Source organism: Mesorhizobium sp. M0626 (genome assembly GCF_040320665.1).
Lineage (GTDB): Bacteria > Pseudomonadota > Alphaproteobacteria > Rhizobiales > Rhizobiaceae > Mesorhizobium.
The window spans coordinates 165,840-179,967 of record NZ_JAMYQD010000013.1 but is presented as its reverse complement, the minus strand read 5'-3'; the positions used below and the strand labels follow the sequence as shown (position 1 = coordinate 179,967).

Here is a 14,128-nt window from a genome sequence, read left to right as displayed (position 1 = left end):
TATTAACAAAGCGTTAACTGCAAATTGCCCGCCTTGTAGGTTCGCCAAGAGGGGTTCGCCAAGAGGTTTCACCGAAAGGGTCCGCCAAGCGCATGCCTTCCGAGAACTACTCTTTCCTCGATGTCGCCGTGCTTGATGCGGTTCGCCAGCGCTTCGCCGCCGGCGACGCGATCGCGATTCTGTCGGCCGACCTCGAACAGGTGATCTGGGCCAACGGCCCGGGCGCTGCGGTGTTCGGCTATCCCGATATCGAGGCCATCATCGGCGCCTCGGCTCAGCTGCCGCTGATCGCCAGGCGCCAGATCATGGCGACCGCGGGCTTCCCGCAGATCGGCAGCGACCGCGCCATTACGGTACGGCTGGCGACCGGCATCACCAGCCGCGCCGTCGGCTTCCTGGCCAGTGCGGTGACTATGCCGGACGGCGAAAGCGCCATCATGCTGGTGGTGCCGGCAGCGCAGGCCGGCTCGCGCAGTGCTGCCGACATTGCGGCCCGCGCCATCAGCGGCTTTACCGAAGACGGCCATTTCATCGCCTTTGTCGACGCCGCCGGCACTGTCGAGGCGGCTTCCGATGGCTTTGGCGCGCTCGCCATCCGGCCTGAGACGCTGGCCGCGCTTGTCGCCGACGTGGCGAGCCAGGACGACCGCATCGTCAAGCGGCTGGTCCCCGGCGGCGCCACGTCCTATCCGGCCGGCTTCGCGCGCCTGACCGAGTCCAGGCATCTGCTGGTGGTCATCGACGAGGATCAGCTCGGTGAGGAAAATCCTGTCGGCGAGCTGGATGCCGAACCTGCTGCAGCGCAGGTCGACGATGGCCCGGCGCAAGCCGCCGCGGAGAACGCGGTAACGGTGGATGCGGTGGCTGACCACCCCACCGCAAGCGGGAATCAGGGCGCCCCACTCGCGGCCGCACCTGATGTCGGGGAGACAGGTCCGGCTGCCACCAAGCATGATGCTTCGGCGTCAACCGATACAAAGGCGGACCATCGCGAGCAGACGACCTGCCGCGAGCAGGCGGCGAATGACAGCGCGCCGGCGCAACATGATCATTGGTACTTCCATGCCGGCGAAGAGCCGCAGGCGGGCGAGCCGGACAGTCCGGCGCAGGCCGAGCCGGACTCTGTTTCCCCGGCCGAGAGTGCGCAGTTGGACAGCAGTGCCGCTGCGCCCGCCCTGCCGTCTGACGCAGCTCCACCGGCTGCGCCTCCCGCCAAACGTGAGGTCGACCGCTCGGCGCCGCCGCTGCGCTTCGTCTGGCGCACCGACGCCGAGGGCAAGTTCAGCGCGCTGTCGCCGGAATTCGGCGACATTGTCGGCAAAGCCGCCGCCGACGTGATCGGCCGCCGCTTCAAGGACGTCGCGACAATTTTCGGCCTCGACGCCTCGGGCGAGATCGCGGGCCTGCTTGAACGGCGCGACACCTGGTCGGGCCGCTCGGTACTGTGGCCGGTTGCCGGCTCCGACCTGAAGATACCGGTCGATCTGGCAGCACTGCCTGTCTATGGCCGCAGCCGCGCCTTCGAAGGTTTTCGTGGTTTCGGCGTCGCCCGCGCCGGCGATGCGGTGGTCGATCCGGAAGCAATCGGCATGGCGCTGGTCCCCAATGGCGCGCCACCGGCAGCAGCCGAGCCGGCCCCGGAACAGCCCGTGGCGGAAGCTCCCAAGGCGGCCGATCCGTTCGAGGGCGAAGTGCCGGCACTGACCATCGTGCCGAAGCAGGAACGTCGTTTTGCCGATAAGGTCATCCGGCTGGCCGAGCATCGGCAGCCCGCCAACGACAAGCAGCCGACAAGCGAGAGGGGCCTGTCGACGCTGGAGCGCAGCGCTTTCCGCGAAATCGGCGAGCGGCTGAAGAAGGACAATCCCCCGCCGGAGCAGCCGGAGACTGCCAAGCAGGCCGAACCGGCCAATCCGGATCAGGTAACGCCAGACCAGGCCAAGGCAGATGAGCCCAAGCCGGATCATGTCGAGGCGGACCAGCCTGAAACAGCCGCGCCAGCCCGACAACCCGCCGAGGTCTCGAGTCCGGGCGAAGCCGGCCCGGCTGCCGTGGCTGAACCATCGGCAGCCGCACCCGAAAGCGAAACGGCTGAGGCCGAACCGCCGGAAAGCGATGCCGAGGACGAAAAGGACCTGACGCAGCTTGACGGCGAGCAGCCGGACGACGGCCTTGCGGACAGCGAAGCAGGCGAGGCGAAGGCGCCGACAGTGTCGCGCTCCCTGCTCGACTATGCCGATCCCGAACCAGGCTCCGTCACCGGAGACAGTACGGAAGCAACGTCGTCCAACGACGAACTTGCGCCGGCTTCCGAACCGGATGATACGCAAGCCCAAGAGATCGTCGAGGCCGCAGAGCCACAGCCGGTTGTTGCCGAGACGCCGGCCAATGCCGGTGAAGACGACAGCATGACGTCGGCCGACTTCCGCGATGCCGAGGACAATGAGGATTGGGCGCCGTCCGACGAGGCGACCGATTCCGCCGTGGAAGACGGGGACAAGGCCGGCGATGCGGACACAGTGCCGGCAGAACCACAGCGCCTGAAAGTGCCGCCGCTCAAGCTTGAGGGGTTCATGCCTTCGGCATTCTCGGTCGGAGATGAACACAAGGCCCCTGACACGTCGATCCTCGGCAAGCTGCCGGTGCCGCTGCTCATCCATTCGGGCGACGAGCTTCATTACGCCAATGAGGAATTCCTCGGCCTGACCGGCTATGACACGCTTGAGGACCTGAGCGACGCCGGCGGGCTCGACGCGCTGTTTGCCGATCCCTATTCAGAAATGGCCGGCGAAAGCGACCACACACTCAAACTGAAGACGCGCGAGGGCCAGGAATTTCCGATCGAAGCCATTTTGCGTTCGGTGCCGTGGCGCGCCGGCAAGGCGCTGATGCTGGTGGTGCGACGTACCGGCGATAACGAGCCGCCGATGGTTGCGCATCTCGCAGCCGAGGAGCAGACGCAGCCCGATGTCTCCGAACTCAAAGCGCGCATTGCCGAGATGCGCACCATCATCGACACCGCGACCGATGGTGTGGTGTTGATCGGCCGCGACGGCGACATCCGCTCGATCAGCCGGCCGGCCGAGGCGCTGTTCGGCTTCGACAGCGACGACGTCACCGGTAAACCGTTCGCCTCGCTGTTTGCCATCGAAAGCCAGCGCGCGGCGCGCGACTATCTGAACGGCCTGTCCGAGCCCGGCGTGGCGAGTGTGATGAACGATGGCCGCGAGGTGATCGGGCGCGAGGCGCAAGGGCGCTTCATCCCGCTGTTCATGACCATCGGCAGGCTGCCCAATGACAGCGGCTTCTGCGCCGTGGTGCGCGACATCACGCAGTGGAAGCGGGCCGAAGAGGATCTGACCCAGGCGCGCGCGGTGGCCGAGCGCGCCTCCTCGCAGAAGACCGATTTCCTCGCCCGCATCAGCCACGAGATCCGCACGCCGCTCAACGCCATTATCGGCTTTTCCGAGCTGATGGTGGACGAGAAGTTCGGCCCGGTAGCCAATGACCGCTACCGCGACTATCTCAGAGACATCAACCGCTCGGGCAACCATGTGCTCGATCTCGTCAATGACCTCCTCGACATTTCGAAGATCGAGGCCGGCCAGCAGGAAATGGACTACGAGGCGGTGTCGCTCAACGATACGCTGGCCGAGACGGTGGCGATGATGCAGCCGCAGGCCAACCGCGAGCGTGTCATCATCCGCTCCAGCTTCGCCTCGCGACTGCCGGAAGTCGTCGCCGACCTCAGAAGCGTGCGCCAGATCGCGCTCAACATCCTGTCCAATGCCATTCGCTATACGCAAGCCGGCGGACAGGTGATCGTGTCGACCGCCTATGAAACCTCCGGCGACGTTGTCATGCGGGTGCGCGATACCGGCATTGGCATGAGCCATGCCGAGATCGAGCAGGCGCTGAAGCCGTTCAAGCAGATCAATGCGCTGAAGCGCGGGCGTGGCGACGGCACCGGTCTCGGCCTGCCGCTGACCAAGGCGATGGTGGAAGCCAACCGCGCCCGCTTCACCATCACCTCGACGCCGGGCGAAGGGACGCTGGTCGAGGTCGCCTTCCCGTCGACGCGGGTGCTGGCCGAATAGGCCGGCGATTTCCGGGCGAGAATCCCGGACAAAGAAAAGGCGTCCAACAGGACGCCTTAAATGGGATTTGCTGTCACAACGGGGGCTTGAGCGAATCTGATCCTCAGGGGACGAGGAACGGGATTTCTCCCTCAAGTTACGTGCGACTATCGACGCCGGGCCTTAACAACTCCTTACCGGCCGTCCAAAAAATTTACGAATGTGTACCACTCATGAAATCTAGGTAAATTCGACCGACATATCTGGTTAACCATCCCGGCCGCGTCACTCAGCCAGCTGCGGCAGGTTCCTGAACAGCTCCAGCGCCTCTGGATTGGCCAACGCTTCCTTGTTCTTGATGGCGCGGCCATGCACCACGTCGCGCACTGCAAGCTCGGTGATCTTGCCCGATTTGGTGCGCGGAATGTCGCTGACGGCGACGATCCTTGCCGGCACGTGGCGCGGGCTGGCGCCGCTGCGGATCTTGGAACGAATGCGCTTTTCCAGATCCTCGTCCAGCGTCACGCCGGCGGCCAGCCGCACGAACAGCACGACGCGGACGTCATTGTCGAAATCCTGACCGATGCACAGCGCCTCAAGGATCTCCGGCATCTGTTCGACCTGATTGTAGATCTCCGCCGTGCCGATGCGCACACCGCCCGGATTGAGCGTCGCGTCGGAACGGCCGTGGATGATCATGCCGCCATGCGCGGTCCATTCGGCGAAGTCGCCGTGGCACCAGACATTGTCGAAGCGCTCGAAATAGGCCGCATGGTATCTCTTGCCCTCAGGATCGTTCCAGAAGCCGATCGGCATCGACGGGAACGCTTTTGTGCAGACCAGCTCACCCTTTTGCTCGCGGATCGGCTTGCCGTCATCGTCCCATACATCGACGGCAAGGCCGAGGCCGGGACCCTGGATCTCGCCGGTCCAGACCGGTTGCGTCGGTACGCCGAGCACGAAACAGGAGACGATGTCGGTGCCGCCGGAAACCGAGGCGAGATGTACGTCCTTCTTGATGCCGTCATAGACGAAGCGGAAATCCTCCGGCGACAACGGTGAGCCGGTGGAGGAAATAGCCCGCACACTCGACAGATCATGGCTGCGGATCGGCTTGAGCCCGGCCTTGCGCACGGAATCGATGAATTTGGCTGAGGTGCCGAAAAAGGTCATCTTCTCGGCATCGGCGAAGCTGAACAGCACATTGCCGTCGGGGTGGAAGGGTGAGCCGTCATAGAGCAGCAGCGTGGCGCCCGAGGCCAGGCCCGACACCAGCCAGTTCCACATCATCCAGCCGCAGGTGGTGAAGTAGAAGAAGCGGTCGCCTTCGACGAGCCCGGCATGCAGCCGGTGTTCCTTGACGTGCTGGACCAGCGTGCCGCCGGCCGAATGGACGATGCATTTGGGAACGCCGGTGGTACCTGACGAAAACAGGATGTAGAGCGGATGCGCAAACGGCAGCCGCTCGAACGTGACCGCTTTGGCGGCAAAGGGTGACAGCGCCTCTTCGAGCGCCACGGCCTTATCGATGACCGCGGCGATGTCACGCGAGGTACCGAGATAGTCGACGATCAGGACCTTGGCTACTGTTTCGAGCTTCGCTGCAACGGCAGCGATCTTGTCGGCGACCTCGATTGCCTTGCCATTGTACCAATAGCCATCCGGCGCAATGAATATGACCGGCTCGATCTGGCCGAAACGGTCGAGCACGCCCTGCTCGCCGAAATCGGGGGAACAGGACGACCAGACCGCGCCGATGGAGGCGGCCGCCAGCATGGCGGCGACGGTTTCCGGCATGTTGGGCATCATCGCCGCGATGCGGTCGCCCTTTTTCACCTTGAGCGACAGGAAAAGCTGCTGAAAGCGCGAGGTCAGCTGGTGCAGTTCGCTCCACGACAGCCGCCGCTCGATCTTGTCCTCGCCGCGAAAGACGATCGCGTCACCGGAACCGGTCTTCTTCAGCAGGTTCTCGGCGAAGTTCAGTGTCGCTTCGGGAAAGAACGATGCGCCGGGCATCTTGTCGCCATCGACGAGCACCGTCCCATCGGTCCCTTTGTCGCCGACAATGCCGCAAAAGTCCCACAGCAGGCTCCAGAAGCCTTCGCGATCCTCGACCGACCAGCGGTGCAGTTCGGCGTAGGAGGTGAAGGATGTGCCGCTTTTGGCCGCTGCTGCCTTCATGAACGCGGTCAGTGGTGCTGCGTCGATCTGCTCTTGCGTCGGAGTCCAGAGCGGTGCTTCGGCAGCCATGATCGATCCTCCTTGAAGCCGGTCGCGTCGCAAGATAGATATGCTTTTGTTTTGATGCACGTCGTTGTCCCGGAACCGCTGCACTCTTCCGGGCGACATGCACTAGCCTCAGCTTTACAGGCGCCGCTGTCCCAAAAACGCCGCGCCTCGTAACAGGCTGAAGCTGCATCGCTTATGCCTACCACCGTGCGGCAGAGCAAGATTTTGTTCCGCTAAACTCGGCCATATGTGCGCAATTGCCATCGCCGGGCCATAAAGACTTGAAATGCCTCAGCCCTAAGTCGTAGTGACGGCTGGAAGGCGTGGTGACGACTGGCGGTTACACCCGTCAGGCGTTTATCGGAATGAAAGCAACCGGGGCAATATGCCATCACCTTTGATCCGGCGCGGAATATGGGCGATCGGCGTTGCCGTGCTCGTCATCGCGCTGGTCGTCGCCGCTCTGCCGCTGTTTGCCTCGACCCGGATCGTGCGCGATCGCATCGCCTGGGAGATGAGCGCGTGGAGCGGTTTCAGGGTCACCATCGCCGGTTCGCCGCGCATCGAGGTGTGGCCGAAGTTCCGCGCCATATTGAGCGACGTCACGCTGTCCCAGTGGACCGAGACCGACGCGCCGCCGGTGATCGAGGCCGAACGGGTCGAGGTCGACCTGTCGGCCATGGCGGCGCTGCAGGGCGATGTGGTGTTTTCGACGGCGCGGCTGGTGCGGCCGACGATCCGGGTCCAGCGCGCCGCAAACGGCATATTCCTGCCCGCCATACCAACGGGCGGACGCATCACCCGCTCCATCGACACGGCGCGCGGCGTGGTCAACGCCGATCCGACGAAGCCGGATCTGAGCAAGCTGCCCGCCGATCCGTTCGGCACCGTGGAATTCAGGGACGGCCGCATGGTCGCCTCCGTCGGCGGCAAGGACGTCGAATTGCTGACCAGCCTGTCCGGCCAGGCGAGCTGGGCAGCGATGAACAGCAACGCGACCTTGTCGGCGACCGGAATCTGGCGCGGCGAGAGCGTCACCGTCGATGCCGCCTCGCCCAAGCCGCTGGTGCTGTTTGCCGGCGGCGCCGCACCGGTCACGTTTTCGTTCAAGGCAGCGCCGGCCAGCTTCTCGTTCGACGGCACGGCCAGCATGTCGCAAAACGCCTATTTCGATGGCCAGGCGAAATTCGCCGCGCCCTCGCTGCGGCGCGTGCTGGAATGGTCGCAGGCCGGCATTGCCCCTGGTACGGCGATCGGTTCGGTCTCGATTTCGAGCAAGATCACGGCGACCGCCGGCCGCGTCAAATTCGAAAACACCGCGGTGACGCTCGACAGCAATCCGGGAATGGGGGCGCTGGATTTTTCGTTCGGCGACGCCTTGCCGGTGATATCAGGCACACTCGCCTTCGATACGCTCGACCTCAGGTCGCTGTTTTCGGCCTTCACGCCGCTGGCGCCGACCGGCGAGACCGGTCCCGGCGAAATCGACACCAGCTTCGCCGACCGGATCAATCTCGATCTGAGGCTGTCAGCGGCACATGCCTCGGCCGGCGCAATCCAGCTTGCCGACGTCGCCGCCACGGCGCAGGTGAAGAACGGGCTTGCCGTCTTCGATATCTCCGATGCGTCGGCCTTTGGCGGCAACGTGCAGAGCAGCCTGCGTTTCGACCGCAAACCGGAGGGCTCGCAGGTCGAGATCCGGCTGCTCGCCTCCGACATTGACGGCGCCGCTTTCGGCACCGCGGCCGGAATGACGCGGCTGGTGCCGGCCAGCACCGGCACTGTCTCGGTCATTCTCAAAGGGCCGGGCAAATCCTGGGACTCGATCTTCGAGAACGCCGACGGCTCGGTCTCTGCGACGTTCGGGCCGGGCGCGCTGAGCGGGCTCAATTTGCCGGCATTTCTGAAGCACACGGAACAGGGCGGCTTCTTCGCGCTCGACGACGTCTCGGACGGGACACTGCCGATGGACGGCGCCGAGCTCAAGGCCACCATCTCGAAGGGTGTGGCAAGGCTGGACAAGGCCGAGGCCAATTCGGCGAAATACAAGGTCTGGCTGTCCGGCATCGCCTCTTACGGCGGACGCGGGCTGGCGCTTTCGGGGGGTGTCACCCAGGCCGACCCGGCAGCGGCACCGGTCAATGGCCAGCAGGGATCCAACCAGTCGTCATTCTTCGTCGGCGGCACCTGGAGCACGCCGTTCATCTCGCCGATCAGCCGCGGCGTCTCAGGCGAATAGGCGGACCCTTACCGGGACCGCCCTATCCCTCGTTTGACGCAATCAACCGCGCTGCGCGGCCTGTTCGTCGAGCTGGCGCTGCACCTCACGCCGCTTGTTGGCGACCGAAGCGATGATGACGCCTACCGCCACGACGGCGATCAGGATGGTGCAGGCGGCGTTGATTTCCGGCGTCACGCCGAGACGCACCTGGCTGTAGATCTTCATCGGCAGCGTGGTGGCGCCAGGCCCCGAGGTGAAGGAGGCGATCACCAGATCGTCAAGCGACAAGGTGAAGGCCAGCATCCAGCCGGAGACGATGGCCGGCATGATCACCGGCAGCGTGATCTGAAAGAAGGTCTTTACCGGCGTTGCGCCGAGGTCCAAGGCAGCTTCTTCCAGCGAACGATCGAACGACACCAGGCGCGACTGCACGACGACAGCCACGAAGCACATGGTCAAGGTGATGTGAGCAAGCGTCACGGTCAGGAAGCCACGGTCGAGACCGACGGCAACGAACAGCAGCAACAGCGACAGGCCGGTGATGACTTCCGGCATGACCAGCGGCGCAAACACCATGCCGGAAAACAGGATGCGGCCGCGGAAGCGGGTGTAGCGGGTCAAGGTCAGTGCCGCCAGCGTGCCGAGCACGGTTGCCACAGTGGCGGAGATGACAGCCACACGCGCGGTCACCCAGGTGGCGTCCATCAGCCCCTGATTGTGGAACAGCGAGGCATACCATTTGGTCGAGAAGCCGCCCCAGACGGTGACCAGCTTCGACTCGTTGAAGGAGAAGATGACGAGCAGCACGATGGGCAGATAGAGGAAGGCAAAGCCCAGCACGACCGAGGTGACGTTGAAGCGGCTCCAGCTGGTGTTCATTTGTCTTGCTCCTGGGCGCGCGCCTGGGCTCGCTGGAATAGCATGATCGGCACGATCAGCAGCAATAGCAGGATCACCGCCACCGCCGATGATACTGGCCAGTCGCGGTTGCTGTTGAATTCGTTCCAGAGCGTCTTGCCGATCATCAGCGTCTGCGATCCGCCGAGCAGGTCGGGAATGACGAACTCGCCGACCGCGGGAATGAACACCAACAGGCAGCCGGCAATGACACCGGGCAGCGACAGCGGGAAGGTGATTTTCCAGAAGGCTGATGTCGGCGGGCAGCCGAGATCCTTGGCCGCCTCGATCAGCGAATAATCCATTTTTTCCAGCGAGGAATAGAGCGGCAGCACCATGAATGGCAGGTAGGAATAGACGATGCCGATGAAGATCGCATAGTAGGTGTTGAGAATGATCAAGCGTTCGTCGATGATGCCGGTGGCGAGCAGCAGCTGGTTGAGCAGGCCTTCAGGTTTGAGGATGCCAATCCAGGCGTAGACGCGGATCAGGAACGACGTCCAGAACGGCAGGATCACCAGCATCATCAAGGTCGGGCGGATCGTTGCCGGCGCACGCGCCATGCCATAGGCGATCGGGTAGCCGACGAGCAGCGTAAGGACCGTCGATATCGCGGCGATGATGACGCTGGTCACATAGGCTTTGAAGTAAAGCGCGTCCTGCGCCAGCAAGGTATAATTGTCGAAGTTGAGTTCGCGGAAGCCGGCGAAGAAACCGGACATGCCGTCCCTGAAATCGAGCACGGGCGTGTAGGGAGGCATGGCGATCGCCGTCTGCGACAGCGAGATCTTGAAAACGATGATGAACGGGATGAGGAAGAAGAACAGCAGCCAGAGATAGGGCACGATGATGACGAGCCGGCTGACGAAGCCGGCGCCGAGCCGTGTCAGAAACGGTTTGGCCGCTGTCGATGGGCCGGTGCCGGTGATGGCGATGTTGGACATGCCCGCCCCCTACCGCGTCAGCACGACGCCGGCATCCGGCCGGAAGGAGACCCAGGCGCGGTCGTTCCAGGTCAGCGGGTCCTCGGTGACTCGCGCCGCGTTGAGCGCGCTTGCCCTGATGATCTGCCCGTCATCCAGCCGGATGTGGTAGACGGTCATGTCGCCGAGATAGGCAACGTCGTAGACCTCGCCCTCAAGCGCATTGACTGCGTCGGCCGGTTTCTTCGACGACACCTTGATCTTCTCCGGCCTGATGGCGAAGACGATGTCGGAACCGGCCTTTGTATCGGTGCTGTTTTCGACGACGATCTGGGCCCCTGTCGCGCCGGTAATGCGCGTGGTGTTTGCCGCACGCTCGGCGACCTTGCCTTCGAACATGTTCACATTGCCGACGAAGTGGGCAACGAAGCGTGAGCTCGGCGCCTCATAGACTTCCGCCGGCGTCGCCACCTGCATCACCTCGCCCTTGTCGATGATGGCGATGCGGTCGGCCATGGTCATCGCCTCTTCCTGGTCGTGGGTGACGACGACGAAGGTAAGGCCGAGATTTTGCTGCAGGTCCATCAGCTCGAACTGCGTTTCCTCGCGCAGCTTCTTGTCGAGCGCGCCGAGCGGCTCATCGAGCAGCAAGACTTTTGGCCGCTTGGCAACCGAGCGGGCGAGCGCGACGCGCTGGCGCTGGCCGCCCGACAATTGGTGCGGCTTGCGCTTGGCGAACTGCTCTAGCTTCACCAGCTTCAGCATCTCGGCGACGCGCTTTTCGATATCCGGTCCCGGCATGCCTTCCTGCTTGAGGCCGAAGGCAATGTTCTTTTCCACGCTCATATGCGGGAACAGCGCATAGGACTGGAACATCATGTTGACCGGGCGGCGGTAGGGCGGGATGCCGCGCAAGTCCTGGCCGTCGAGAAGGATACGGCCGGCGGTGGGCTCCTCGAAGCCGGCAAGCATCCGCAGCAACGTCGACTTTCCGCAGCCCGACGCGCCGAGCAGGGCGAAGAACTCGCGCTCGAAAATGGTCAGCGACAGATTGTTGACGGCGGTGAAGTCACCGAACTTCTTGGTGACGTTCTCGAATTGGATATATGGCTTGGCGTTCGGGTCGTTCCATGGCGCGAAATCCCTGCGGATGCTGCCAAGCGATTTCATGTCCCACTCCGTCCTATTTTTTTGCTTCTTGCCCCAGAGAAGAATGGTCCCGGCAGGTGGCTGCCGGGACCATGTCGCATTGCTTACTGGCCGGTGACGATCTTGGTCCAGCTGCGCGTGATCAGGCGCTGGGTCTTGGGATCGTAGGGCTGGACCGTATAGAGCTTTTTCAAGGTCTCGGCGTCCGGATAGACCGCCGGATCATCCAGCAGCGCCTTGTCGACGAACTGCTGCGAAGCCTTGTTGCCGTTGGCGTACAGCACATAGTTGGACGACTTGGCGATCACTTCCGGCTTCATCATGTAGTTGAGAAATTCGAGTGCCTCGGCGGCATGCGGCGCATCGGCGGGAATCGCCATCTGGTCGAACCACATCTGGGCGCCTTCCTTGGGCACGGAATAGCCGATCTCGACGCCTTGCTTGGCCTCGACCGCGCGGTTGCGCGCCTGGAAGACGTCACCCGACCAGCCGACCGCCAGGCAGATGTCGCCGTTGGCGAGCGCGTTGATGTATTCGGACGAATGGAATTTGCGGATATACGGACGCACCTTCAGCAACGTCTCCTCGGCCTTTGCGATGTCGTCAGGTGAGGTGCTGTTCGGATCGAGGCCGAGGTATTTGAGCGCCGCCGGGATGATGTCGGCCGGCGAGTCCAGCACATAGACGCCGCAGTCCTTCAGCTTGGCCAGGCTGTCGGGATTGAAGAACACATCCCAGCTGTCGATCTTGTCGGTGCCGAGTGCTGCCTGCACCTTCTTGATGTTGTAGCCGATGCCGACGGTGCCCCACATGTAATTGATCGAGTATTCATTGCCGGGATCGTATTTGGCGGTGCGCTCCGAAACCGTGTCCCACATGTTGGAAATGTTGGGCAGCTTCGACTTGTCGAGCTTCTGGAACACGCCGGCCTGGATCTGGCGGGCCAGGAAGTTGCCGCTGGGCACGACGACGTCATAGCCGCTGCCGCCGGCAAGCAGCTTGGTTTCGAGGATTTCATTGGAATCGAAGGTGTCGTAGACGACCTTGATGCCGGTCTCCTTAGTGAAGTCGTCAATGATCGAACTGTCGATGTAATCCGACCAGTTGAAGACGTTGACGACGCGATCCTCGGCATGGCCGCCAACGGCGAAAAGCGTCAGAAATGCCGAGGTCGCCGAAAGCCAGAGCGCTTTGCGGATCATGCTGTTCTCCTTTGATGAGTGTTCCTTCGCCAAGTCGTCGCTGTTCGAGCGCGATTGGGCATTTGCTTCAGAGTATTGAGCTTTCCGGGCAGCCACAAGCATGAACTGCCAGCGCCGTCCGGGCGGTTCGACGAGCGGCAGATGATGGCTCTGTGTGCCCGCATGGCGGGCGCGCTGACGCCGTCAGAGGCTTTCGCCGCGGCGCTGGCAGGGATACGACGCTGTGGTCCGGTCTTGGTCCGACCGGCGGGGACACTTGGCAAGATAAGCCTGTCTTGTTGTTGCCGTGCCCCAGCCTGCCCGTGCCGCAGCAAGGTTGTCAATGGCCCGCGCGGGGAAGCTCGGTCAATAGGGCGTGCGGCTTCGCTAATTGGGGAAAGACGGCGTAATTAGGGAAGACGGGCTCAACCAAGGGAAAGGCGGGTCAATTAGGGGATGGCAGGCCAGTGGTCCCCGGCCGTGCAGGCCTCGCCTGGCGCTTGAATTCAAGCGCGATATGGACGAGCAGCGCGGCGACCACCACCGCGCCGCCGATGATGGTGCGCACCGAGGGCACCTCGCCATGAACGAGCCAGACCCAGATCGGTCCGAGGATCGGCTCGAACGTGCCGAGGAGTGCTGCGATCGCCGCCGGAACCAGCCTCGCGCCGGTGGCGAAGAAGGCAAGGCCCAGGCCGAGATTGATAACGCCGAAGGCAAACAGGAAAGCCATGTCGTGGGTCGACGTGGCAAACTGCGTGGCTTGCGATGCGGCGAAAGCCGCTGCCAGCATCGTGCCGAGGCACGTCGCCGGCGTCATGCGCACATGGGCGAAGCGCCGGGTGATGACGGTGGCAATCGAGAACATGACGGCGATCAGCAGCGACAGCCCGTCGCCGATGGGCGATACGGCGCCGTCGAGCGATTCCGACACCATGATGGCGACGCCGGCGATGACGGCGGCGATCGCCACCCAGGTCGCGACGGCGACGCGTTCGCGAAACAGCACCCAGGCAAGCAATGCCGCCAGCAGCGGCACACCGGCCTGCATCAACAGGATATTGGCAACGGTGGTGTAGGCGAGCGCGACAACGAAGCACGTCGACGCCGTGGCGAAACAGACGGCCACGGCAAGGCCGGGCAGGCCCATGTCGCGAAACAGCCGCAACATGCCGCGCCAGCCGTCGCGCCAGGCCATGAAGCAAATCAGGAACACAGCCGCCCACAGCGAGCGCCAGAACACCACCGTCCAACTGTCAGCGGTGTCGATGAAGCGGGCGATGGTGCCGCCAAAGCTCCACATCAGCGCCGACAGGAACACCAGCAGCAAGCCGACCCGCTCTTCGCGCGGCGAGACGATCGGCGGTGCGGCGATTGGAGAAGATGCGGTATCGGTCATGGGGTGCGACTGTCGGCTATCTCGGGGTGGCATGATGCACAATGGACGACAGA

At 63.5% G+C, this 14,128-nt stretch carries 8 protein-coding genes; 2 read left to right on the top strand and 6 right to left on the bottom strand.

Annotated features, from left to right (window positions below; translation table 11 throughout):
• Positions 1–92 precede the first annotated feature (92 nt).
• Complete coding sequence (locus tag NKI37_RS18380; protein ID WP_352794528.1) at positions 93–4,097, top strand: PAS domain S-box protein; 4,005 nt, start codon at positions 93–95, stop codon at positions 4,095–4,097.
• A 264-nt stretch (positions 4,098–4,361) separates the two neighbouring features.
• On the opposite strand, the gene NKI37_RS18375 is transcribed toward NKI37_RS18380, so the two are convergent.
• Positions 4,362–6,326 carry an acetoacetate--CoA ligase gene (locus tag NKI37_RS18375; RefSeq protein WP_352789365.1) on the bottom strand — a complete coding sequence of 655 codons (1,965 nt, stop codon included), beginning with the start codon at positions 6,324–6,326 and terminating at the stop codon, positions 4,362–4,364.
• A gap of 364 nt (positions 6,327–6,690) precedes the next feature.
• On the opposite strand from NKI37_RS18375, the gene NKI37_RS18370 reads away from it, so the two are divergent.
• Positions 6,691–8,544, top strand: a complete 1,854-nt coding sequence (locus NKI37_RS18370) for an AsmA family protein (protein WP_352626314.1) — start codon at positions 6,691–6,693, stop codon at positions 8,542–8,544.
• Between the two features lie 42 nt (positions 8,545–8,586).
• Here NKI37_RS18370 and NKI37_RS18365 read toward each other — a convergent pair whose 3' ends face one another.
• The 5 genes from NKI37_RS18365 to NKI37_RS18345 all read right to left on the bottom strand — a co-directional run bounded on the left by NKI37_RS18365 (position 8,587) and on the right by NKI37_RS18345 (position 14,075).
• A complete protein-coding gene (locus NKI37_RS18365) occupies positions 8,587–9,405 on the bottom strand; it encodes an ABC transporter permease (RefSeq protein ID WP_352513149.1) in 819 nt (272 codons plus the stop codon).
• A complete protein-coding gene (locus tag NKI37_RS18360) occupies positions 9,402–10,367 on the bottom strand; it encodes an ABC transporter permease subunit (RefSeq protein ID WP_352513151.1) in 966 nt (321 codons plus the stop codon). Before NKI37_RS18360 ends, NKI37_RS18365 begins: the two co-directional genes overlap by 4 nt.
• A 9-nt stretch (positions 10,368–10,376) precedes the next feature.
• Positions 10,377–11,516: an ABC transporter ATP-binding protein gene (locus NKI37_RS18355; RefSeq protein ID WP_023697298.1), complete on the bottom strand. Its 1,140-nt coding sequence runs from the start codon at positions 11,514–11,516 to the stop codon at positions 10,377–10,379.
• An 83-nt stretch (positions 11,517–11,599) separates the two neighbouring features.
• A complete protein-coding gene (locus NKI37_RS18350) occupies positions 11,600–12,697 on the bottom strand; it encodes a polyamine ABC transporter substrate-binding protein (protein WP_023669323.1) in 1,098 nt (365 codons plus the stop codon).
• Positions 12,698–13,121: 424 nt separating this feature from the next.
• Positions 13,122–14,075: a DMT family transporter gene (locus tag NKI37_RS18345; protein ID WP_023729069.1), complete on the bottom strand. Its 954-nt coding sequence runs from the start codon at positions 14,073–14,075 to the stop codon at positions 13,122–13,124.
• Positions 14,076–14,128 lie beyond the last annotated feature (53 nt).